Genomic DNA, 21968 nt, shown 5'->3' with positions numbered 1-21968 from the left:
GATGCGCCGCGTCCGCGTCGCGCTCCTCGTGCTGGCGGCCGCGGTATCGCCCGTGGCGGCGCAGTCCGCCGCGCCGGGCTGGTTTGCCGTCCCAGGCAACGCTGTCTACCAGACCGGCGACAGCTGGACGGACGGCGGCGTGATCTATCGCCTTTATGGGGTTCAGTCCTGCCTGCGCGGCACCATCGTCACCAATGCGCATGGCGTGAAGCGTGACTGCGGCGAGGCCTCGCTCGCGATGCTGATCGCGCTGACGCGGGACCTGAAGCCACAATGCTACCAGGCGGCTGCCCTGCCGGAGGCGCGCACGGTCTTCGTGTTCTGCATCGCGCAACCATTGAGCGGAGCAGGCGCCGGCTCACGGATCGATCTCGGCACCGCGCTGATTTCGACCGGCTACGGCTTCGCGGCGCTGACACCCGACGGCAAGCCGGTCCACCCGCCCTACTTCGTCGCGCAGCTCGTGGCGCAACGCGGACACGCCGGGCTGTGGGCCTTCGCCGACCTGCCCGAACCGAACGCCATCATCCTGCGCGCGCTCCGGGCGGATCGATCGGCTACGACGCCGTCGCAGCCAACAGCCTCGAGCGCCCCGGACACGCCAGGGATCGCGCCGCCATGACCAACGCCACCACCAGCCGAGGGAGCCTTGCCCATGAGAACCACCAACCTGTTCATCCTTCGCGGCCATGTCGGACAGGCACCGAAGGCCTTTGGCAAGACCGCCAAGGTCAATGTCGCGACCGATCGCGTCTGGACCGACAGCAAGGGCGAGCGAAAGGAAGAGACCGACTGGGTGACGATCAGCCTGCTGAACGAAAAGGTCGCCCAATGGGCGCTGACCCATGTCGTCAAAGGCGACGCCGTCTACGCGGAGTGCCGCATCGCCGACGGCTCATATAAGGATAAGGCCGGTGAGACAGTCTACACCACCGACGTCATCGCCAATGCCTTCCACAAGCTCGACCTGGGCAACCGTGATGACGCGGGGGCGTAACCGCGGCGCCAGAACGGGGACCATCGTCATGGTCGCCACGCTTGCCGCGACCACATTGGCCGGCGCGCAATCGCCGGAAAGATCCGGCCTTTACTCGCCAGGTAGCGCGCTGCAATCGCCACCGCTGCGCGTCGAGGTTCTCGACGGGACGCGCTTTCGCGATATCGAGACGCAGGCTGTCTATTGGCTCTACGGCATCGACACCTGTGCGCCAGGGCAAGCCGCTCATCTCGGCCGTCAGCCCTGGCCGTGCGGCACCGTGGCGGCGGCTTGGCTGGTCTCGGCAACGCTCAACAAATGGGTTGCCTGCAACATTCTTCGCGATGAGCAGGGCGAGCACCTCGCGCGCTGCGCCTCGGCGGATCACGCCGATATCGGCGCCGACATGATCCGCGACGGCATTGCGATGACCCTGCCGCCAAGCGAGCAGGATTCCGCGATCCGCGCCTATGTGTCGGCCGAGAGGGACGCGCGCAAAGCCTATCGGGGTATCTGGGCCAGCACGTTCCAGATGCCCTGGGAGTACCGGACCAGCGATCGGCGGCGTGCGATCGCGAAGACAGGCGCCGAGGCTGCTCCATGAACATCACGGTGTATCTCGCGCCCGGGCTTCTGGCGCTCGCCCTGGCGGCTTGCGCCGCCCCGACGTCGCCGGTTGTCGAGGCGTTGCCTCTGCCATCGCGCGACACGCTCTACGAGCCAGACCGCGTTCAGCCCGGGCGCCTCGAATACGCTCCCGATCGGACGACGTTCGCCCCGATCCTGACCGAACGCTTCTCCTATCCGACGCAGGCCCAGGCCAACGACGCCTATCGCCGGCTGCTTGGCGACGACCCGATCCCGCCGTCGCGCGCGACCTCTGTCTGGCTCTTCGGCTGCAAGCCCGGAGCGCTCGATGCCCAGACCGCGCGCGTCAGCCGCTACCGGGGACCCGTCGTGCATTGCGCCACAGATTTTCTCGATGCCGGGGGCAGACGTCTCAGGCGCGAGACCGCGAACTTCTATCATTACCGCTCTGTCTGGAACATGCAGCCGGTCGATCCGCCGCGAACCCTTGTCCCCTGGCGCGGCGGTGAGCGCTCGCCGAAAGACGCGTGGCGCTGGGTCCCGGGCCGCGATCGATACGAATAGCGCGGCGGGGGCTTTCCACGGGTGCGACATTGGTTCATTATACTAGATGTTGTTGAAGGAATGCGCACCTGCTTTCCACGGCATATCGCGCGACGAATGCCAGCGATCGCCGCTGCATGGATGTCTCTTGTGATCCCGGCACTCGTTCATGCTCAGGCGCTCACCACAGATCCAGGAGCGTGGCGTCCGATGTCCTATGCCGATCTCCAGCACGCGACGGCGGACACCGCCACCTATGCCGACATCTGGAAGGACGCCATCGAGGACAACAACCGCGCCTATCTCGCGCGCGGCGACACGCGCTACGCAAGCGCCAACGCCCCGGCGACCGAGGCGCATTTCGTTATCTGGAGCTCCAGGAAGTCAGTCGTGCTCAGCATCCTGAACACCGCGACCGGCTGCACGCTGAAAGAGGTCCAGGCGTCGGCGCGTGCCACGATAAAACTCTGTCCGCTGCGGATCGCCATCTATGAAGGCATTCAGGTTCGCACCCTCGACGGGGGAAGCGCCTGCTTCCTCGAGCTCGCGCCGGCCGCGGCGGGCGCACCCGTGGACCCCGCCCGAACCGTCGCCTACGCTGCCTATGATGTCGCGACGAAGACCGTGAAGACTGGCCTGGTCATCGACCATCAGGCCGTCGACGGCTGCTCGAACAACATCCCGCTGGGCGCGCCATGATCAAACGGCTGCGCGCCCGCCATCATCCCATGTCCGCTGACGGCGCGGTCAAGGCGACCCCTTGCGGGGCGCGGCTTGCGCCGCGGCCCGGACCGCCCCTGCGGCCATGCCATGCTGGCCGGCCATCTCAGCATCAGGAGGCTTCGATGCGTTCCTTTCTCGTCATCGCACTTGTCGGGCTTACCACCCTCTCAACGGCCGCCGTTGCGCAGGACCAGGGCTCCGGGGCCTGGCAGCCGATGACGTTCCACAATTTCCAGACGCCATCGAAAACCGACACCCTGCAGACGCTCGTCTGGCCGGACGTGATCCGCGAAGCGAATGCCTACGTCACCACCGAGCTCAAGCGACCGCTCAATGGCAAGAATGCCCTGGTGACGGCCCTGTCCTCGACCTATCGCGACGGGTCCCGCACGATCATTGTCAGCACCGCGCTCTCGCGCGATTGCGACAGCGGCGCGAACGACGCCGGCGCCGAGATCGAGCCATCGACCTGCCCGCTGCGCATCGTCACCATCGAGGACGGCAAGGTTCTCGCCATCAAGACGGCAACGGGCTGCTACGCGGATCACGCCGATCCGGACATCCCGGCGAAGAACCGCAATGACAATTCCTACACGCGCTTCGATCCGGCAGCCGGCACCATCGCCTTCCGGACCAATGTCGGCGGTCGCGACGTGCCCGGCTGCGCGCGGACCTATTCGATCAGGTGATTCCCTGCACCAGGAGGCGACCATGGGTAGACAGCTTGCCAGATTGATCACGACGCTCGCATTCGTTCCGATGTTGCTCGCGGCGGTGACAGGCCATGCGCTGGCGCAGAAAGGCCAATATTGCGAGCGCACCAATTATTCAGCCCAGGAGATCACCGACGCGGTGAGAAACTCCTCCCTGCGCGACGATCTCAAGGGGACGTCATGCTCGCTGGGTGGTCTCGGGCGTTTCGAATCCGGCGGCAACAAGGGCGTCTACAATGGCAGTTGCTGCACCGGAATCTTCCAGCTCAACAACGCCAATGTCCAGAAATATGCCGGCACGGATCGCGCCGGATACGGGTGCATGTCGCTGCAGGATCAGGTCGATGCCTGGGCCAGGCTGACGAATGCGGGCTACAACGCGCCGGCCGTGAAACAGCTGGCCTCGATGTCGACCTTCGACGGCCAGAAGGTGGACGCCAGTTTCATCGCGGCGTGTATCCAGCTTGGCACCGGCAACTGCCAGAAGATGGTAAATTCCGGGTCATGCTCAGGCTTCTCCGACATCAACGGGACGACGATCTGCGGTATGGCAAGCAACGCCCGCGCCATGGCTGATCCCAACTGCAAGGATGGACAGGCTGTCTGCGGACCGTCGGGACCTGGAGACTTCCCGACGTTGACGGGCTTCGCCGCCAACCCACCGACGGCAACCACCGCATCGATCATCGTCGCGCCGACCGACGTTTGATCGTCCGACTGGCTCAGTTCAGGTCGGGCGGATCCGGCAGAATATTTTTCCGGAATGCCGCGAGCTGCTCTTCAGTCGCGTCACACAGATCACCGCCACGATAGTGTGCGTAAACCAATGCCCAAAACACCACCTCGTCCGCCCTGCCGGCAAAGAGGGCCTTCTGCAACGTCCGTCCGATCAGCGCGACGGCGCGGGGCGGCTCGTAGCGAGAATGCAGTTCACTCGCGATGAGCTTCGTATCGGCGGTTCGGATCACGGCGCACCTCCTGATCTAAGAGAGTTGGGTTATGCCGCCGAAGGCAGTGATCCGGGGTCAGGGAGAACCGAGCCTTCGCAATGCCGCGCCTGCTGGATCGTCGTGAGGGTTTCCCGGTTGAATGACATGCGCAGCGCCACGACCTCGTCGCGGCCGATGCGCTTGGGAAAGCCGAGAGGGCGCACGAAGAACCGCAGCTGCATCGCGATCACCATCAGCCGCCAATCGATTGCCACGGTGACGGTATCCACGCGATGCGCCATGCCCCATTCGACCACGCCTTGCGCCAGCTCGAGGAATGGTCCGTTTGCGCTGGGGCGGAGCTCGCGATGACGGGGTGCCACGCAAAAGCGTGTCCATTCGAAGACGCGTGGCCCCCGCGGCGGCTTGCTCCGGCAAAGATCGGTCAGGACGTCGCTCAGCAAATGCGGGCGTGTCGTCGGAAGCAGTCTTTGGTAACCGACGATCTCATCGTCACGCAGGCAGACCTGATGAATCGCATGCGCGTCGTCGAAGCGGTCCCGTTCGAGCCCGTCCGGTTGGCGCAGGTCGCTCCAGCCTTTCTCTTCGACGAAGATGGCATGCCGGAAGCGGAAGACGCGCTCCATCAGATCGCCATGCTGCGCGATCTCGGAGCCAGGGATGAGCAAAAGCATGAGAAATTCCTCGGCTTGTTGGGTAACGAGCCGAGGAGTTCATGAATCAAGCGCGGCGGGTATGGTTAGAAATCACCATTGCGCACTGGCGCCGCGATCATTCGTGACGGCTATCGGGCAATCGAGTCGTGCCGTTCCCACCGTGGAGTGCGGGCGCGATCCGAAGCTGATAGCCGCGCCGAAGCTTGCGATCCAGCCACGTTCCAAGCGCCATGCGCGCATCTTCGCGCTGCGCGTAGAGTTCAGTGCGGCGTTGCCCAAAGCTCCCGATCCGCCCCCATTCGCGCACCATCGCCGTCTCCCCGAATAACGTCGGCTCGATCGACAGCACATAGTAACGCGCCATGTTCTGCGACGCGTCGATACGGTCGAGCACGAGAACCTGAAGCATTGATGGCGAGGGCCGATGATCGTCTAGCATGATGCACAGTCCCACGCGCGTGCGCGCATGGTCCAACGCAATGATTGAATCAGTTGCCCGTGATCGATTCGTTTTGGTGATGACGGTCGGCTCGGATCAGCCGACGTGACGGCCAGCAGGCTGCGGAGGCAGGGTACGGCCCGCTTCTGACAGAGTTCTGCGACCCCGGCACCCGGGGCTTCCACGGTGAGCCACCCCGCTCTCAATCAGCGCAATTCCTTGGTCTCGGCCATGGCCTTCTGCGATCAACCCGCCAGGGGTCCGCTATGCGCGCATGCGGCCTCTGCGGCTTCGCCTGCGAGGTGATCGCGGCCGTAATCCGGACGCTTCGGGCGCCTGTCGAGCGGGGATGGTCCCCGCCGCAAGACGGGAGCTGATACGATGTCGCAGAACCTCACCCTTGCTCAAGACCACGCCTGGAACCTCGCCAAGACCCTGATGGTCTGCATCACGCTCTTCGAGTCCGACGGCGGCTATGGCGTTCTCCCCTCGGACGAATTCGACGGCGACCCTGCCTCGGTCATTCACGAATATGATCCCTATGCGCGATGAGGCGCTCTCGACGCGGGGCCCCGGCGGGGTCCCCGCGGTCAGGGAATCTCGCTATCCGGTGGCAGCTCCGCCAATCCCTTGATCGCCTCTTTCAGGCGATGGCTACGATACGCGCTGTCGGCAAACCAGAGCTCGATCTCGGCAGGGTCGAGCGTATCGGCATAAGCCGATGTCGGCACTGGACATCCGGACTCCCGGATGGCGCGTATGTTGTGCTGGTAGCGCCGGATCCGCTCCTCCATCGGCAGCTCGGGTCCATGCTTCAGCAATTTGTCCTTCGGCCAGGTCGGCATGGCAGAGCTCCAAACATCCACTCCAGTCAGCGCAACTCGTCGGCCATCTCCGGATGGCGATCGAGCAGCTTGATCAGCTGGCTGGTCGGGCCGCTCGGCTCGACCAGCCCGCGCTCGTATTTGTCGAAGGCGTTCTCGCCGACCTTGAGCAACGCGCCAGCGTCACGCTGGGAGAGGTTCAGCTTGGTGCGCACACGCCGGATCGTCGCCGGCGACGGCGTGCCGTCAACCTGTTCCTTCAGCGTCCGCAGCGCCACGTCAACCACCGCCATGTCCTTGCCGACATGGATGCCGTCGCCCTCGCCGGCCGGATAATAGCCGGGCAGCTCGACCATGAGGCTCACGCCCTTATAGGCCACCACGAACGGCCGCACGCTGCGCGTCAGGATCTCGCCAGTTTCCGGCGCCGTCATGGTGTCGGGAAGCACCGTCTCTTTCATCGCCATGGTCATTTCTCCTTGAACGACATGACCGTGAACTCGGTGATGACGTCCGCCTGGAACTTCACATAGAGCGTCAATCCCCGCGCCGGCACATGATAGACGTCCTGCCAGACGCGATGATCGGCGAACGTTGTCATCGACTTGAAGAACATGCGCCGCTCGATGCCGATAATCGTCTCGACGATGCCACCACGATCGAATCCGAGCGCCGTCGCATCCCGCAGCGCCGATGTCGTCATCGCCAAGCGGTCGACCGACCCCAGTGCCAGTTTGATGGCCTCGAGATCATAGGTCGGCCGCCGCTTCTCCATGGTCGAAATATGCCACCATAAAGGTGGCAGTTCAAGGGCGCGTCCGATGGGGGTCGGACCCCGCTCTATGCCGCCGGCTGCACCGTCTCCACGCAGCCCCGTCCCGGGTCTGCGCCTGCGGTAACGATCGGTCGCGCGGCAGAGGCCAAGCCGCGGATCGCCGGGAAAGGATGGGCGCGGGAGGCAGGCCCTCCAGGAGAGCGAGAGGGTGGCCGGTCCGGCCGTGACGGGTCGAGGGACCAGCGAGAGTGGCTCGCGGCCGGCCCGTCGCGGAGACCCGCCATGGACCATGCAGCCACCCGCCGGCGCCCTGCCCCGAACCGGGCGTCACTCTACCAGGACATCACCGACCGCATCATCGCCGAATTGGAGGCCGGCCGCGTCCCCTGGGTCCAGCCCTGGTCCGCCGCCGCCGCCCCGCTGGCCATGCCGCGAAACGCCACGACGGGGCGAAAATACTCCGGTATCAACATCCTCATTCTCTGGCACACCGTCATCGAGCACGGCTTCAGCACCCAGCACTGGCTCACCTTCCGCCAGGCGCTCGGGCTCGGCGGCAGCGTGCGCAAGGGCGAGCATGGCACCACCGTCGTCTATGCCAGCCGCTTCACGCCGGGCGAGGACAATGCGCGCGACAGCCGGGACCGTGACGGGCGCGGCGGCATCCCCTTCCTGAAGCGCTTCACCGTCTTCAACGCCGACCAGTGCGACGGTCTCCCCGACACGCTGACGGCGCCGGTGCCCGCTGTTCCCGACGCCGTCGTGCCGCCGGCGATCGACGCCCTCATCAAGGCCAGCGGCGCCGATTTTCGTCTCGGCGGCGACCAGGCCTTTTACGACACCCGGCACGACTACATCCAAGTGCCACGTCCCGGCGCCTTCCACATCCCGATCAATTTCGCCCGCACCGCCGCCCATGAGCTGTCGCATTGGACGGGGGCACGGACGCGTCTCGGACGCGACCAGAGCGGGCAATTCGGCTCTAAGCCCTACTTCGTCGAGGAATGCGTGGCCGAGCTCTCGGCCGCCTTCGTCTGCGCGTCGATCGGCATCGTCCCGACCGTGCGCCATGCCGACTATCTCGGCGCCTGGTTGGACGTCGTTCGCGAGGACAATCGTGCCATCGTCCGCGCTGCCAGCGCCGCCTCCAAGGCAGCCGACTATCTACTGACCCTGCTTCCGGACGCTGATGGATTGGCAGACGAGGACGCGGACGGCGACAAGCAGGAGGCGGCGTGATGCGCGGCCCCCTGCCCGGACCCAAACCGACTGAGCCGTTCCGTGTCCTCAGCCTCGGCGCCGGCGTACAGTCGACCACCCTCGCCCTGATGGCCGCGCATGGTGAGCTGGGGCCCCGTCCCCACTGCGCCATCTTCGCGGACACCGGCTGGGAGCCACGCGCGGTCTACGATCATCTCGCCTGGCTCCGTTCGGAGGCGGTCCTGCCATTTCCGGTGCATGTGGTGGCGGCTGGCAATCTCCGCGACGATCTCCTGGACGGCGCCTGCGGCCTGCGGTGGGCTTCGATCCCCGCTTTCACCCGCACCGTGACGCCCGCGGGCTCCCCGATCGCCGTCTATGGCGAAGATGAGGATGGCGAAGACGTCCAGATCGGCGAGCGGGTCCTCGCGACCGATCTCGTCGACGTCGGCATGATCCGCCGCCAATGCACGTCAGAGTACAAGATCGTGCCCATCCGCAGGAAGGTCCGGGAGCTCGCAGGTCTCACCGGCCGACACTCGCCGAACCACGCTGTCGTCGAACAGTGGATCGGCATCTCGCTAGACGAAGTGGTCCGGATGAAGCCGAGCCGGGAAGCCTGGCAGGTCAATCGCTGGCCCCTGATCGAACAACGGATGGGCCGTTGGGATTGCCTGCGCTGGCTCGATCGGCACGGATATCCTCGACCGCCGAAGAGCAGCTGCATCGGGTGTCCGTTCCACAGCGACGCCATGTGGCGCGCTCTTCGCGACCACGACGCGGAAGGGTGGCGTGACGCGGTCACCGTCGACCGCGCGATTCGAACAGGCATGCGGGGCATGCGCGCCGAGCTCTACCTCCATCGTTCGGCCGTTCCGCTGGAGCAGGCGGATCTGTCGACCGCCGCCGACCGCGGTCAGCAGGATCTCTTCGCGAACGAATGCGAAGGCCTGTGCGGCGTCTGAGCCGATGATCTCAACTCCGCTTCAATGCGACGAAGCTAAATCACAGCAGGCCGATAATTCTTCCGCCGGCAACGCAATAACATGGCCGGCGGGAACAAATCCAAGTTCGTCACAGAGATCACGGAACGCGATCCGACGTGATTCTTTCTCGGCTTCGGCAGCGACACAGACTTGCACACGCTCGTTCTCGCACAGATCTGAAGGGCTGCAGATTGCGCAGTTCATCCGGTGCAGCGTGCGCTCCCACGCGACCAGCGCCATCAGATAGGCGCGGTGCGCGGCGACGGCGCGCTCCTCCAGGGAACCTGGCTCGGGTGCGGCAACCTTCGCCATATTTCAGGTCTCCCACTCCCAGGGCATGTGTCTGCGGTCCGCCCCCGCAAACATGCCCTCGACCACCCATGATCGGGGAGTTGGAAAACCGAGAGTACCCGGTCCCTACGACCTTTAGCACCCGGGGGCGCCTGGACATACGTCGCAGGCTCCCCGACCGCATGGTCAAGGAATCCGGCGCCGTAACGGCCGGCGCCAAACCGGTACTCTTGGGGTTTCCACGCCCCAGGGCGGCGCGTACCGCCCCGCAGTCTTCATACCGAGTCGGGGCGCTCGGTTCCAGATCGTTGTTCGGCCGTCAACATTTCCGTCGCGGGCGCCGGCCGGGCTGCGGCCGTTCGTGCCCGAGCCGAGAGCGAGAGAGGGGCCGGGTCACTTCGTGACGGATCAGGAGGCGGGGAGAGAGGCTCCCGGCCGGTCCGCCACGGAGAACGAACATGGCACCTGCCATCCAGAAGATCGTCCTGAACGGCGCCCGGGACATCGCCTTCAACAAGCTGATCCTGTCCCAGGCGAATGTTCGCCGGATCAAGGCCGGCGTGAGCGTCGAGGAACTGGCGGAGGATATCGCCCGCCGCAAGCTGTTGCAGAGCCTGAATGTCCGCCCCGTGCTCGACGAGGAGGGAACCGAGACCGGCATGTACGAGGTTCCCGCCGGCGGCCGCCGCTATCGTGCCCTCGAACTCCTCGTGAAGCAGAAGCGCCTCGCCAAGACTGCGTTGGTGCCCTGCGTCGTCGGGGACGCCTCGTCCGGCACCTCGGCGGAGGAGGATTCGCTTGCCGAGAACGTCCAGCGCCAGGCGCTCCACCCGCTCGACCAGTTCCGCAGCTTCAAGGCCCTGATCGACAAGGGCCTTAGCGAGGAGGAGATCGCCGCACGCTTCTTCGTGCCGGTCAATGTCGTCAAGCAGCGGCTGCGGCTCACGACCGTCTCGGAAAAGCTGCTCGAGGTCTATGCGGCCGAGGATATGACGCTGGAGCAGCTCACCGCGTTCAGCGTCTCCTCGGACCATGCCCGCCAGGAGCAGGTCTGGGACAGCCTGTCCCGTTCCTACAACAAGGAGGCCTATTACATCCGCAGGCTTCTCACCGAGAGCGCGGTGCGCGTCAGCGACCGTCGCGCTCAGTTCGTCGGCCTCGACGCCTATGAAGCCGCCGGCGGCGTGGTGATGCGTGATCTCTTCACCGACGATCATGGCGGCTGGCTGCAGGATCCGGCGCTTCTCGACCGGCTGGTCGACGACAAGCTCAAGGTGGAGGCGCAGGCCATCGCGAGCGAGGGTTGGAAATGGGTCTCGGCGGCACTCGACTTCAAGTACGGCTACGCGAACGGCCTGCGCCGTCTGGTTGGCGAACCGATCGACATGTCGACGGAGGAGCTTGCGGGCTACGAGGCGCTCAAGGCCGAGTTCGATGCGCTGAACGAGCAGTATGACAGCGCCGACGAGCTTCCCGACGAGGTCGACGAGCGCTTCGGCGAGTTGGAGACGGCGATCGCCGCCTTTGAGCTTCGCCCGCTTCGCTACGATACGGCCGAGATCGCGCGCGCCGGCGTGTTCGTCAGCATCGATGAGGATGGTGCGCTCGAGATCGAGCGTGGCTTCGTCAGGCCGGACGACGAGGTAGCCCCTGACGCCGATGCCGGCTCGGAGATCGGGGGCGACAACCCCGGTGCGGGCGTTCGTGCATCTACCTCGCAGGCGGCGATCACCGTCGGCGGCGAGCCCGCAGGCGAGAGCGGTGGCGCGGAGTCGGAACCGGAGGAGGACGCCCTCCGTCCGCTTTCCGAGCGTCTGATCATCGAGCTGACGGCGCATCGCACGCTGGCCCTGCGCGAGGCGGTCGGGGCGAACTTCGACACGGCCTTCCTCGCGGTGCTGCACGTGCTCGTGCTGAACGCCTTCTACCGCTATGCGTCGGACACCTGCGTCGAGATCACCGCCAAGAGCACCGGCTTCACGGCTCAGGCACCGGGCCTGAAGGACACGCCGTCCGCCAAGGCGATCGGCGAGCGGCACGAAGAATGGCAGAAGCACCTGCCGGAGAAGTCGGCAGACCTGTGGAATGCCCTGGTCGCTTTCGACGGCGACAGCCGCCAGGCGCTCTTCGCGTACTGCGCGTCGCTCTCGGTGAACGCCGTGCATGAGCCCTGGAACCGCAACAAGGACCGGCAGGCTCACGCCGATCATCTGGCGCGCGCCGTGACGCTGGACATGGCGGCAGTCGGCTGGGTTCCCACCGTCGAGAACTATCTCGGCCGCGTGCCCAAGGTCCGGATCCTCGAGGCGGTTCGCGAGGCGAAGGGCGAGCAGTCCGCCCAGCTCATCGACCACCTGAAGAAGGCCGACATGGCGGCGGAAGCCCAGCGCCTGCTCGCCGATTCCAGCTGGCTTCCCGAGCCGCTGCGCACGCGCGAGATGTCCGACGAGGAACTCGACGCATCGGCCGGCGACGCGGGCGACGAGGACCTGCCTGAATTCCTCGCCGGTGACATCGATGCCGACGAAGGCGCGGATGGCGATCCCGACGGCGAGCTCGAACACCTCGACGCGGCCGAGTGATCCGCTGACACGCCGGGGCGGCATCGGTCGCCCCGGCACTTTCTCACCCATCATCCCGCAGACGAGCCCGGCCCCGCGCCGGGCTTCGTCGTTTCTGGAGCCTCAGCATGTCCGCGAAAGCGATCTACGACACCGCCCCGCTTGGCGCCATCATCCGGTTCTCCGACGGCCGCCCGCGGCCACCCGCGCGTTTCACCAGGAAGCTCACAGCGTGGGAGCGGTCAAACGGCATCGGCCGGCTCATCCGCAAATCGCCGCCCTTCGTCACCGGCCGGCTTGCCAGTCCCGCCACCATTACCTTGCATGAGGGCGACATCAGCAGCGCCAATGTCGTGCTCGTCATCGTCCACCGTACCTATGGTGTCGACAGCGCCTTGCAGTTCGAGGTGATCGACGTTCCCAAGCCCGATAGCTGGCGCATCGTGCGGCCCTATGGCGAAGCCGTCGAGCTTCTCCATCTCGCCAATGACCGCGCCGCGGCCGACGCCTGGCTCAGGCAGAACCGCCACCCCCAGGCCCGCATCGAGCGGGTCGACGACCTCGGCGATGCATCCGCCGACGCCGACGCATCGGGGTCTCCGGCGCGGGAGGCCGTGTGATGGACTGGTACGCCGACTGCTCCTATCACGCTGAACGTAAGCGCCGGTTCCACGCGACGGCCCGAGCGCGCCTGCGCCAGCTCGTCGCTGAATTGCGGCTTCCTGCCGGCCGCTTCGATCTCCGCTCGAACCAGGGCGGCATCGCCGTCTCGGGCGAAATCACTCTCCATGGCGAGCAGATCTATGTGCAGGTCTGCCAGCCGGCGACGCTGTTCGACGCGCTCGCGGCCGCCGGCATCACCAGTGTCGCCGTCAATTTCGACGGCTATGGCGATAGTGGGCAGATCGAGAGCATCGACGCCCTCGCGGGAGCCGAGGCCGTCTCGCTTCCGGACACCCTGGTCGAAATAGCCGGGCTTGCGTGGGGTGAGCCGGAAGCCAGGACGCAGTTGCTGTCGCTGCGGGCCGCCATCGAGGAACTCGCCTACGACTTCCTCGGCCAGACCCATGGCGGATGGCCGGACGGCGACGGCGCCTATGGCGATTTCACATTCGACGTCGAACAGCGGTCGATCAGCCTCGACTACAACGAGCGCTACAGCGCCACCGAAAACTACGTCCACGAGTTCTGAGGAGGCGACGATGGCACATCCCTATCACCACGCCCTGTCCTCGGTGAAGAAATGGGGCGGAACGGTCGAGGACTATCTCGCAATTCATAGCTGGTTCGATGCATCGAAGCAGATCACCGCGGACTTTCGCCACCGCGCCTTGCGGCACCACGCCGAGGGCATCTTCATGGCGGAGACCATTTTCGGCACCACGATCACGCTCTCGACCGGCCGTGTGATCCCGACCCGCTGGGTCGGCGAACAGCACGTTCAGGAGGATCTCGGCTTCATCCCGTCCTTCGCCGATTGGGTTCGGACCATCCGCCCGGAGCCCTGGATGGGGCGCGCGCAGCGCCTTGAACTCCAGGTCGATCCCGCCCTGGCGGCAGCGAGCACGGAGGCGGCCTGATCATGTACGGCACTTATCTTCGGCTCGACATCACCGTTCATGCGAGCTGGCAAGCCGTCGTCCGCGCCGCGTCTCGCAAGCTCGCGCGACAAGCCCGGCACGATCCCGCCAAGCGTGCCCAGCGCAAGCAGTTCTATCGCGTGATGCTCGAACATCACCGCAACGCTCAGGAGCTCGTCCGCACATTCCGCCTGTGACGCGCTCGTCGTCCACCATCGCGATCCGTCGCATCCGCCGATGCGAACACGTCGTCCGTCCTTGCCGCTTCCCGGCCCTCGCGCCGGGCTTTTCATTTCAGGAGCAGACCTAATGGCTGACTATCACTCTCCCACGGTGATCCAACCGACCATCCCCAGTGCCGACATGACGGCGCTCGAGCGCTTGATCCTCGGCCACATCTTCGACACCGAGGCGGACGGAGACGGTCTGTACCTCTTCGCCGAGATCGGTCCGAGCGACAGCTTCGAGCTCCCGGTTCGAGACCTTCGGCGTGCGATCGCCGCCTCGGCCGACACCGAGAGTACCGTGAACGCCTATATCTCTGAAAGGATCGCGGCGCTCACCGATGACGACACCCATGTCGAGATCGACCTCAGCGGGATGTCGTGGGAATTCATCCTGCAGGACATCGTCCGGCGCTCGCCGACGCTCGACCATGTCACCGCCATCTCCGCCTTCACCTGCACCCGGATGCGTCCGGACGGTTTCGATGGCATGGCCGTCGTCATCACGGCTGACGCCATCCGTGGCAAATCCACCAACGACATCGTCGAGGACTTCCTTGGAGACGATGCGCATGATGCCCTCTATGCCGGCACGCATGTTCTTCTTCGTGTCCGCGAGCACGCGGTCAAGGAGCAGATTGCCGAGGCGATCGGGGCCGACCCCGATCTCACCTCGATCAACCCGGACGCGGTGACCGAGAGCGACATTCGCTCCGCCTGTCTCGATGTCGTCGCTTGCAGCGATCTGTCGGAAGAACAAGGCGCCGCCGAGTTTCGCGCGGCGGTCGCGGCCATTCGTGCCGCCGAGAGGCGCGATCAGGCGCCCGGCTGACCTCCCCTTCCCTGCTCACGCCTCCGTTTGCGCCCGGCCACTGTGCCGGGCTTTTGATTCAGGAGACCTGCCATGGCTATACCCGACCATGCACGCGCGAACTTCCAGACGCTCCTGCGGGCCGCCCGCGACGGAAACCTCGCTTTGCTGGAATGTGCTGACGCGGTGACCGGTGCGCCGCGATACGTGATCTGTGCCGTCGGTCGCGACGGCGCCGACTTCACGATGACCCCCTTTGGTCGTCTCGCCGATGCGGACCCCTACGACGCCTATCTGCCGCCTCTCGAACCGCCGGCGACATCGCCGTCGACCTGACGCGCCCGCAACAGGTCCTGTCTGGACGCCGCACTTTGCGGGTCAACGGACACGCCGTTTCCGCCCCGACCATGAGGTCGAGCGTGACCTGCAAAGCCTGGCTGCGTCCCGCCGACATGCCGTTGCAGCGCGGATCAGGAGGTGACGGCGATGTGCAAGGTTCTCAACAAGCACAAGGTCGGCGTCCCGCACGGCGCCATCTATATCGGCCGCGGGACAAAGTGGGGCAATCCATTCAGGATTGGCCCCGATGGCGATCGTGCGACCGTCATCGCGAAACATGAGCGCTGGCTGCATGACCAGCATCATCTTCTTCGAGCTCTCGACGAGCTTCGCGGTCACGATCTCGTCTGCTTCTGCGCGCCGGCAGCGTGCCATGGCGACCTCCTGCTGCGGCTCGCCAGCGCGACGCGCGAGGAGCGCATCGCCTGGTGGCGCCAGGCGGCCTAACGCCGCCGATTCATCATGTACCCATGGAGGCGTCCCCGCTGTTCCGGCGCGATCCGGCATAGTTCCGGTTACGGCATACCGTCTGTCCTGGCGGTCATCTTGCCCATGCCCCGTGTATGAGCCGTGGCCATCCCTTCCATTGCCACCTTGGTAGCGGTCTCGCCGGCTGTGTCGGTCAACCCGCGAGGGGTTCCCCTCGTCTACTCGGTGACCGCGCCGTCCAGCCCTCTCCTATGGCGTCATCGGGAATGACCCCGACCAATTTCAGAAAGACTGGATCATGAGCAGGACGACCATGCAGACGCCGCCGTACCATCCCTACGATATCGCAGTGTGGCCGGATGGGGCGTGGGCGACGCTCGGAGAGGTGTGGCGCGGCGAGTTCAGCCACCGATCCGACGACTTCGAAATTGTCCGTCTCGAAGATGTCGCGAGGCTGAAAGAGCTTGGCCTGGCTGATGACTTCGATGTTTCCTGACCCGCCGCGCGCTGGCCGCCGCCAAGTGCCGCGGCCAGGCGTGCCGACCCGAGAGTGAGAGAAAGGCCGGAACGGGGGGATCCGGCCGGGACTGAGAGAGAGCGACCGGCGGATTGCCCGTCCCAGCTCTCCCGGATCGTCCCACATGAACGGCCTTTCCCCCTCGTCTGCAGCAGGTGCCGCTGTATCTCCGGCTCCCGCCTCGTCCGCCCCATTGACTGCAGCCCAAATTCTTGCGGCCGCCGAGTTCCTTCTGCCAGAGCTCGCACGCGGGCGCCGCATCACCACCCCCATTCTCCGCAGTGCGATGGAGGCGGCCACCGGCGGCTCGGATTCGGATGGCAGGTGGCTCTGGCGCGACGCCTATGAGGCCTGCGAGGCCGCGCAGGTCCTGTTCCTGCGCAAGTATGGCCCGGCCATGCGCCGGCAGGCGGCAAAGCCCGCGGCGCTTCTCGCGATGCTCTCGCGCGTCGCGGCGCTGCTGCCGACCCAGACCCGTCGCTCCGAGGAAAGCCAGAGCTTTCAGCAGTTCTCGACGCCGATCGACCTCGGCTTCGTCGCGGCTGTTGCCGCTGGCGTCACGGACGGGGACGTCGTGCTCGAACCCTCGGCCGGCACCGGGCTCCTCGCCATTCTTGCGGAGCAGCCTGGCGTGAGCATGATGCTCAACGAGCTTGCCGCGACGCGCGCGGATCTGCTCGGGATGCTGTTTCCTTCGGTCACGGTCACGCACCACGATGCGGCCCAGATCGATGATCGGCTCGACGAGGGCAGTGGCCCCACCGTCGTCCTGATGAACCCGCCATTCTCCGTTGCCGCTCATGTCGATGGGACAGTGCGGGACGCCGCGTTCCAGCATCTCGTGTCTGCCTTCGCGAGGTTGAGGGACGGCGGCCGACTGGTCGCGATCACCGGAGCGAGCATGGCGCCGGATGCGCCACGGTGGCGCGACGGCTTCATCCGCCTCCAGGAACGTGGGCGCGTCGTGTTCTCCGCAGCCATTGACGGCCGCGTCTACGCGCCTCACGGCACGACGATCGAGACGAGGCTGACGGTCATCGACAAGGTGCCAGCCGAGGATGCGAGCGCGTTTCCGGTCTCGCCCGGTGCCGCGTCCGACGTCGGCATGCTGCTGGACTGGATCGCCGAGCGGCTGCCGAAGCGCGCGCCCATTGGGATGGCGGCGGCTCGCTCGTCCTCCCCGTCGATCGTCAGGCAGCCGCGCCAGATCCCATCGACCGCGTCGCGTCCACTTCGTTCGACCATGCTGCCGGCGCCTGACGAGCCGGTTGTCGAGCTCGCATACGAGACCGTGGATTGGGCGCCGACCGAGCGCGGCAGCCTCTCGGACGCGATCTATGAGGGCTACGCGCTGCAATCGATCCGGATTCCGGACGCGATGCCGCATCCGACCCTTCTGGTGCAATCGGCGGCAATGGCCTCGGTCGCGCCGCCCAAGCCGGCCTGTCGCCCGCGGCTCCCCGCGAAAGTGATCACCGAGGGCCTGCTCTCCGACGCGCAGCTGGAGAGCGTGATCTATGCCGGCGAGGCCCATGCGGGTCATCTCGCGGGGTCCTGGACGGTCGATGCGACCTATGACGTGGTCGCCGCGGCGCCAGACGATGCCGAGAACGCGGTTCGTTTCAGGCGCGGCTGGTTCCTCGGCGACGGGACGGGGGCCGGTAAGGGCCGCCAGGTCGCCGGCGTCCTGCTCGACAATTGGCTGCACGGCCGTCGGCGCGCCGTCTGGGTCTCGAAGTCGGACAAGCTGCTGGAAGATGCGCAGCGCGACTGGTCGGCCCTCGGCCAGGAACGTCTCCTGGTCACGCCACTGTCGCGGTTTCGCCAGGGCTCGGCGATCCGCCTCGACGAAGGCATCCTGTTCACCACCTACGCCACGATCCGCTCGCAGGAGCGCGAGGGTAAGGTCAGCCGCGTCCAGCAGATCGTCGACTGGCTCGGCAAGGACTTCGATGGCGTGATCGTGTTCGACGAGGCCCACGCCATGGCCAACGCCGCCGGCGGCAAGACCGAGCGCGGCGACCAGGCGGCCTCGCAGCAGGGCAAGGCCGGACTGCGGCTGCAGCACGCGTTGCCGGACGCCCGCATCCTCTACGTCTCGGCGACGGGCGCGACGACCGTCGAGAACCTGGCCTACGCCCAGCGCCTCGGCCTGTGGGGCGGCACCGACTTCCCCTTCGCCAATCGCGCGGAATTCGTCGCCGCCATCGAAGACGGTGGCGTCGCCGCGATGGAGGTGCTGGCGCGCGACCTGAAGGCGCTCGGGCTCTACGCCGCGCGGTCGCTCTCCTATGAGGGCGTCGAATATGAGCTCGTCGAGCATCAGCTCACCCCCGATCAGATCCGCATCTACGATGCTTATGCCGGCGCCTTCCAGATCATCCACAACAACCTGCGCGCGGCGATGGAAGCCTCGAACATCCGCTCGAGCAAGGGCACGCTCAATGGCCAGGCGATGTCGGCCGCGCTCTCGGCGTTTGAAAGTTCGAAGCAGCGCTTCTTTAGCCACCTCATTACCGCGATGAAAACCCCGAGCCTGATCGCTGCCGTCGATCAGGATCTCGCCGCTGGCCACGCGGCGGTTATTCAGATCGTGTCGACCGGCGAGGCTCTGCTCGAGCGACGGCTCGCCGAGATCCCGACCGAGGACTGGGGCGATATCCAGGTCGACGTGACGCCGAGGGAATACGTGCTGGACTATCTCCAGCATTCCTTTCCGACGCAGCTTTTTCAGCCTTTCACGGACAGCGAGGGCAATCTGTCGTCGCGGCCGGTCTTCGAGGATGGCCATCCGGTGCAATGCCGCGAGGCCGTGGCGCGCCGCGACCGGATGATCGAGCATCTCGCGGGGCTCGATCCCGTCCAGAGCGCACTCGATCAGATCATCCAGCGCTTCGGGACGGATATTGTCGCAGAGGTCACCGGCCGGTCCCGCCGTATCGTGCGCAAGGCCGGCAAGGACGGCCTCGATCGCCTTGCCGTCGAAAATCGCCCGGGCTCCGCAAACCTCGCCGAGACGCAGGCGTTCATGGACGACGACAAGCGCATCCTCGTCTTCTCCGATGCGGGCGGCACCGGCCGCAGCTACCACGCCGAACTCTCGGCGCGGAACCGGCGCCTGCGCGTCCACTACCTCCTCGAGGCCGGGTGGAAAGCCGACACGGCCATCCAGGGCCTCGGGCGGACGAACCGCACCAATCAGGCGCAGCCGCCTCTCTTCCGTCCGGTTGCGACCAATGTGAAGGCGGAAAAGCGCTTCCTGTCGACGATCGCGCGCCGGCTCGACACGCTCGGCGCCATCACCAAGGGCCAGCGCCAGACCGGCGGCCAGGGCCTGTTCCGCGCCGATGACAATCTCGAATCGGCTTACGCGAAAGCGGCGCTGCGGCAATTCTATCTGCGCCTCCTCACTGGCAAGATCGACGGGTGCTCGCTGCAGCAGTTCGAGAGCGCCACGGGCCTTTCGCTGACCGATAGCGACGGATCGATCCGGGAGGAGCTGCCGGCGATCACCACCTTCCTGAACCGTTTGCTCGCTCTGACCATCGGCACGCAAAACCTGCTCTTCGATGTCTTCGAGACCATCCTGGTGGCGAAGATCGAGGGGGCCATTGCCTCGGGTCACTACGACGCCGGCGTCGAGACCGTGCGGGCCGACAGCATGGTCGTCGCCAAGCGCCGCACCGTCTACGTCCATGACGCCTCCGGCGCCGAAACCCGCGTCTTCACGATCGCGCGGAAGGATCGCAACGAGCCGATGTCGCTCGACGAGGCGTTGCAGCGCGTTGCCGAGCGTGATGCCAGGCTGCTGATCAATGCCAAGTCGAACCGCGCCGCCGTCCAGGTTTCCGCTGCGAGCCTGATGCTCGACGACGGCGAGGTGGAGCGCCGCGTCCGCCTGCTGCGGCCGACGGAGCGGCATGCGATCGGCCTCGACGCGCTGTCGCAGACGCATTGGGAGGAAGCGGATCGCGAGAGCTTCGTTGCGGCCTGGTCTGCCGAGATCGCGGACCTGCCGGAGTTCACGACGTCGACGTTTCATGTCGTCACCGGCCTTCTGCTCCCGATCTGGAAGCGAATCCCCGACGAGACCTGCAAGGTCTACCGCCTGCAGACCGATGACGGCGAGCGCGTCATCGGCCGGCTGATTTCGCCGGCGGCACTCTCGACGCTCTATCGCAATCTTGGCCAGGATGGCGCGCCGACGCTCACCACAGGGGAAGCATGGGAGGCGGTCTCGGCCGGCCGCGCCGTCCTGCAACTTGCCGACGGGCTCCAGCTTCGCCGGGTGCGCGTGATGAACGATCATCGCATCGAGCTCACCGGGTTCACTGAGGGCATGCGGGACCGGCTCCGCGCGATGGGCCTTTTCAGCGAGATCATCGCCTGGAAGCTGCGCTTCTTCGTCCCGGTCGGCGTGTCGGGCTTCGATGTCGTTGGCCGGCTGCTGGATCGCCACCCGTTCACGACGGTCATCGACCGCGCGGCCGCTTGATCGGAGGCCGTCACGATGTCCTCCGCCAACTCGACCTCCGAGCTGGCACGCCGCCTCGCGCATCACGCCGAAGCGGTGTGCCGGCATTATCTCCGTGCCGGTCACAAGGAAGGTCGCTATTGGCTTGTCGGCGACACGCTCGGCACGCCGGGGCGATCCCTCTATGTCAGGCTCAGCGGCCCCGACTACGGCAAGGGTGCTGCCGGCAAGTGGACCGATGGCGCAACCGGTGAGCATGGCGACCTGCTGGATCTGATCGCACTCAACCGTGGCCTCACCGACATCCGCGACGCCAAGGATGAAGCGCGGGCTTTCCTCAGCCTGCCCCTGCCGGAGCCTCCTCCCCTATCTGGATCACGATTTTCGTCGAAGCCGCGCAATACCGCCGAGGCGGCACGGCGTCTGTTCGCCATGGCGCGCCCGATCGCCGACACGTGGGCCGATGGTTACCTGAAGCACCGTAGCATCGCCTCAGCGATCGTCGATGACCGGTTCCTTCGTTTCCATCCGCATTGCTATTATCGCGACCATGATGATGCACCGACACGCACGTTCCCGGCTCTGATCGCAGCCGTCACCGACGATCGCGGACGCATCACCGGCGTGCATCGCACCTGGCTTCATCCCTACGACATTGGCGAGAAAGCGCCGGTCGCGTCGCAGCGGCGGGCGATGGGAGACCTTCTCGGCAACGGCGTTCGCTTCGGCATGCGCTCCGACGAATCCAACCCGGTGATGGCGGCCGGCGAAGGCGTCGAGACCATGATGTCGCTGCGCATGGTCATGCCCAGGATGCCGATGATCGCTGGCCTGTCGGCCAACCACCTTGCCGCGATCCAGCTCCCGCCTTCGCTGGGGCGTCTCTACGTCGCTGTCGATGCTGATCCTGCCGGACGCAGTGGGATGGAACGGTTGAGCCGGCGTGCGCGGCAGCTCGGGATCGAGGTTCTGACGCTGTCGCCGAGGCTGGGCGATTTCAACGAAGACCTTCGACGGCTCGGCAGCCCCAGTCTCACTGAGGATCTGGGGTCTCAACTCGTCCCGCAGGACGGAGCGCGGTTCCTGCTCGCGGCGTGACGGAATGCGCCGGGAGGGGAAGAGGTGCGCGGCATCGGGGAGCCGGTCGTGCTGATCGCAGGAGATTGTCCCTTGGCGAGAGAGGGCCGCATCCATGGCCTTCTAGAGGGCGAGTGGGCGTCAGAGCGGCCGGGCCGGCAAGTGCGGTCGGCAACTGTTTTCCGCCGGCAGGCAAGCCTGCCTTTGCATCGCGAATCAAAACAGCCGCCGCCCTGCCCTCCTCCGCGATGCTCCGGCCGCCGCGCTGCGCTTGGCGGTGCAAGCCCGACCC

General features: G+C 66.0%; 28 protein-coding genes. 21 read left to right on the top strand and 7 right to left on the bottom strand.

Annotated elements, in window-relative coordinates; all coding sequences use genetic code 11:
- Position 1 precedes the first annotated feature (1 nt).
- The 7 genes from V5F78_RS24970 to V5F78_RS24940 all read left to right on the top strand — a co-directional run bounded on the left by V5F78_RS24970 (position 2) and on the right by V5F78_RS24940 (position 4252).
- A complete protein-coding gene (locus V5F78_RS24970; protein ID WP_246544815.1) occupies positions 2 to 622 on the top strand; it encodes a thermonuclease family protein in 621 nt (206 codons plus the stop codon).
- Between the two features lie 33 nt (positions 623 to 655).
- The gene (locus V5F78_RS24965; RefSeq protein ID WP_213375244.1) at positions 656 to 997 is read left to right on the top strand and encodes a single-stranded DNA-binding protein; all 342 of its coding nucleotides are present in this window, start codon (positions 656 to 658) and stop codon (positions 995 to 997) included.
- Between the two features lie 28 nt (positions 998 to 1025).
- Entirely contained in the window at positions 1026 to 1580 is a 555-nt protein-coding gene (locus V5F78_RS24960; RefSeq protein ID WP_394015627.1) for a thermonuclease family protein, read from the top strand.
- Positions 1577 to 2128 carry a hypothetical protein gene (locus tag V5F78_RS24955; protein WP_394015628.1) on the top strand — a complete coding sequence of 184 codons (552 nt, stop codon included), beginning with the start codon at positions 1577 to 1579 and terminating at the stop codon, positions 2126 to 2128. Before V5F78_RS24960 ends, V5F78_RS24955 begins: the two co-directional genes overlap by 4 nt.
- Positions 2129 to 2317: 189 nt before the next feature.
- A complete protein-coding gene (locus V5F78_RS24950; RefSeq protein ID WP_394015629.1) occupies positions 2318 to 2806 on the top strand; it encodes a hypothetical protein in 489 nt (162 codons plus the stop codon).
- A 146-nt stretch (positions 2807 to 2952) separates the two neighbouring features.
- Positions 2953 to 3519: a hypothetical protein gene (locus V5F78_RS24945; protein WP_394015630.1), complete on the top strand. Its 567-nt coding sequence runs from the start codon at positions 2953 to 2955 to the stop codon at positions 3517 to 3519.
- A gap of 22 nt (positions 3520 to 3541) precedes the next feature.
- Positions 3542 to 4252 (top strand): hypothetical protein, encoded by a 711-nt coding sequence (locus V5F78_RS24940; protein ID WP_394015631.1) that lies wholly within the window; start codon positions 3542 to 3544, stop codon positions 4250 to 4252.
- 13 nt (positions 4253 to 4265) lie between these two features.
- Here the strand turns inward: V5F78_RS24940 and V5F78_RS24935 are convergent, their stop codons facing one another.
- The 3 genes from V5F78_RS24935 to V5F78_RS24925 form a co-directional block, all read right to left on the bottom strand.
- Positions 4266 to 4511, bottom strand: coding sequence for a hypothetical protein (locus tag V5F78_RS24935; RefSeq protein WP_394015632.1), 246 nt, complete (start codon positions 4509 to 4511; stop codon positions 4266 to 4268).
- Between the two features lie 29 nt (positions 4512 to 4540).
- Complete coding sequence (locus V5F78_RS24930) at positions 4541 to 5167, bottom strand: acyl-homoserine-lactone synthase (protein WP_394015633.1); 627 nt, start codon at positions 5165 to 5167, stop codon at positions 4541 to 4543.
- A 97-nt stretch (positions 5168 to 5264) separates the two neighbouring features.
- Complete coding sequence (locus tag V5F78_RS24925) at positions 5265 to 5588, bottom strand: WGR domain-containing protein (protein ID WP_246544811.1); 324 nt, start codon at positions 5586 to 5588, stop codon at positions 5265 to 5267.
- Positions 5589 to 5969: 381 nt separating this feature from the next.
- On the opposite strand from V5F78_RS24925, the gene V5F78_RS24920 reads away from it, so the two are divergent.
- Positions 5970 to 6140: a hypothetical protein gene (locus tag V5F78_RS24920; RefSeq protein ID WP_213375234.1), complete on the top strand. Its 171-nt coding sequence runs from the start codon at positions 5970 to 5972 to the stop codon at positions 6138 to 6140.
- 38 nt (positions 6141 to 6178) lie between these two features.
- Here the strand turns inward: V5F78_RS24920 and V5F78_RS24915 are convergent, their stop codons facing one another.
- From V5F78_RS24915 to V5F78_RS24905, 3 genes are read right to left on the bottom strand one after another with little or no spacing between them, the layout of a single operon-like run.
- Positions 6179 to 6433, bottom strand: coding sequence for a hypothetical protein (locus tag V5F78_RS24915; protein WP_213375232.1), 255 nt, complete (start codon positions 6431 to 6433; stop codon positions 6179 to 6181).
- 26 nt (positions 6434 to 6459) lie between these two features.
- A complete protein-coding gene (locus V5F78_RS24910; protein ID WP_213375230.1) occupies positions 6460 to 6879 on the bottom strand; it encodes a type II toxin-antitoxin system MqsA family antitoxin in 420 nt (139 codons plus the stop codon).
- A gap of 2 nt (positions 6880 to 6881) precedes the next feature.
- Positions 6882 to 7187, bottom strand: coding sequence for a type II toxin-antitoxin system MqsR family toxin (locus V5F78_RS24905; RefSeq protein WP_213375363.1), 306 nt, complete (start codon positions 7185 to 7187; stop codon positions 6882 to 6884).
- Positions 7188 to 7469: 282 nt separating this feature from the next.
- Here V5F78_RS24905 and V5F78_RS24900 point away from each other — a divergent pair, with 282 nt between their 5' ends.
- Both V5F78_RS24900 and V5F78_RS24895 read left to right on the top strand, forming a co-directional pair.
- Positions 7470 to 8426, top strand: a complete 957-nt coding sequence (locus tag V5F78_RS24900; RefSeq protein ID WP_394015634.1) for an ArdC family protein — start codon at positions 7470 to 7472, stop codon at positions 8424 to 8426.
- Positions 8426 to 9352, top strand: a complete 927-nt coding sequence (locus V5F78_RS24895) for a hypothetical protein (protein ID WP_394015635.1) — start codon at positions 8426 to 8428, stop codon at positions 9350 to 9352. Before V5F78_RS24900 ends, V5F78_RS24895 begins: the two co-directional genes overlap by 1 nt.
- A gap of 21 nt (positions 9353 to 9373) precedes the next feature.
- On the opposite strand, the gene V5F78_RS24890 is transcribed toward V5F78_RS24895, so the two are convergent.
- A complete protein-coding gene (locus tag V5F78_RS24890) occupies positions 9374 to 9685 on the bottom strand; it encodes a transcriptional repressor TraM (protein ID WP_394015636.1) in 312 nt (103 codons plus the stop codon).
- 437 nt (positions 9686 to 10122) lie between these two features.
- Here V5F78_RS24890 and V5F78_RS24885 point away from each other — a divergent pair, with 437 nt between their 5' ends.
- The 11 genes from V5F78_RS24885 to V5F78_RS24835 all read left to right on the top strand — a co-directional run bounded on the left by V5F78_RS24885 (position 10123) and on the right by V5F78_RS24835 (position 21697).
- Complete coding sequence (locus V5F78_RS24885; RefSeq protein ID WP_394015637.1) at positions 10123 to 12246, top strand: ParB/RepB/Spo0J family partition protein; 2124 nt, start codon at positions 10123 to 10125, stop codon at positions 12244 to 12246.
- Between the two features lie 107 nt (positions 12247 to 12353).
- Positions 12354 to 12845: a UCP036055 family protein gene (locus V5F78_RS24880; RefSeq protein ID WP_394015638.1), complete on the top strand. Its 492-nt coding sequence runs from the start codon at positions 12354 to 12356 to the stop codon at positions 12843 to 12845.
- On the top strand, positions 12845 to 13417 hold the full coding sequence (locus tag V5F78_RS24875; protein WP_394015639.1) for a DUF6878 family protein: 573 nt from the start codon (positions 12845 to 12847) through the stop codon (positions 13415 to 13417). Before V5F78_RS24880 ends, V5F78_RS24875 begins: the two co-directional genes overlap by 1 nt.
- A 10-nt stretch (positions 13418 to 13427) precedes the next feature.
- Complete coding sequence (locus V5F78_RS24870) at positions 13428 to 13805, top strand: DUF6915 family protein (RefSeq protein WP_213375361.1); 378 nt, start codon at positions 13428 to 13430, stop codon at positions 13803 to 13805.
- A 2-nt stretch (positions 13806 to 13807) separates the two neighbouring features.
- On the top strand, positions 13808 to 14002 hold the full coding sequence (locus tag V5F78_RS24865) for a hypothetical protein (RefSeq protein ID WP_213375218.1): 195 nt from the start codon (positions 13808 to 13810) through the stop codon (positions 14000 to 14002).
- A 112-nt stretch (positions 14003 to 14114) separates the two neighbouring features.
- Positions 14115 to 14861 carry a hypothetical protein gene (locus tag V5F78_RS24860; RefSeq protein WP_394015640.1) on the top strand — a complete coding sequence of 249 codons (747 nt, stop codon included), beginning with the start codon at positions 14115 to 14117 and terminating at the stop codon, positions 14859 to 14861.
- 72 nt (positions 14862 to 14933) lie between these two features.
- Positions 14934 to 15176, top strand: a complete 243-nt coding sequence (locus V5F78_RS24855) for a DUF6117 family protein (protein WP_394015641.1) — start codon at positions 14934 to 14936, stop codon at positions 15174 to 15176.
- A 150-nt stretch (positions 15177 to 15326) separates the two neighbouring features.
- Positions 15327 to 15626, top strand: a complete 300-nt coding sequence (locus V5F78_RS24850) for a DUF4326 domain-containing protein (protein WP_394015642.1) — start codon at positions 15327 to 15329, stop codon at positions 15624 to 15626.
- A 280-nt stretch (positions 15627 to 15906) separates the two neighbouring features.
- Entirely contained in the window at positions 15907 to 16104 is a 198-nt protein-coding gene (locus tag V5F78_RS24845) for a hypothetical protein (RefSeq protein WP_394015643.1), read from the top strand.
- A 145-nt stretch (positions 16105 to 16249) separates the two neighbouring features.
- Entirely contained in the window at positions 16250 to 20620 is a 4371-nt protein-coding gene (locus V5F78_RS24840) for a strawberry notch-like NTP hydrolase domain-containing protein (protein ID WP_394015644.1), read from the top strand.
- Between the two features lie 15 nt (positions 20621 to 20635).
- On the top strand, positions 20636 to 21697 hold the full coding sequence (locus V5F78_RS24835) for a DUF7146 domain-containing protein (RefSeq protein WP_394015645.1): 1062 nt from the start codon (positions 20636 to 20638) through the stop codon (positions 21695 to 21697).
- The last annotated feature ends 271 nt before the right edge of the window (positions 21698 to 21968 follow it).

This window comes from Roseixanthobacter glucoisosaccharinicivorans (assembly GCF_043195095.2).
In the GTDB taxonomy this organism is placed as follows: domain Bacteria; phylum Pseudomonadota; class Alphaproteobacteria; order Rhizobiales; family Xanthobacteraceae; genus NCEH01.
The sequence above is the reverse complement of the archived record's forward strand: the minus strand, read 5'-3'. Positions and strand labels throughout refer to the sequence as shown.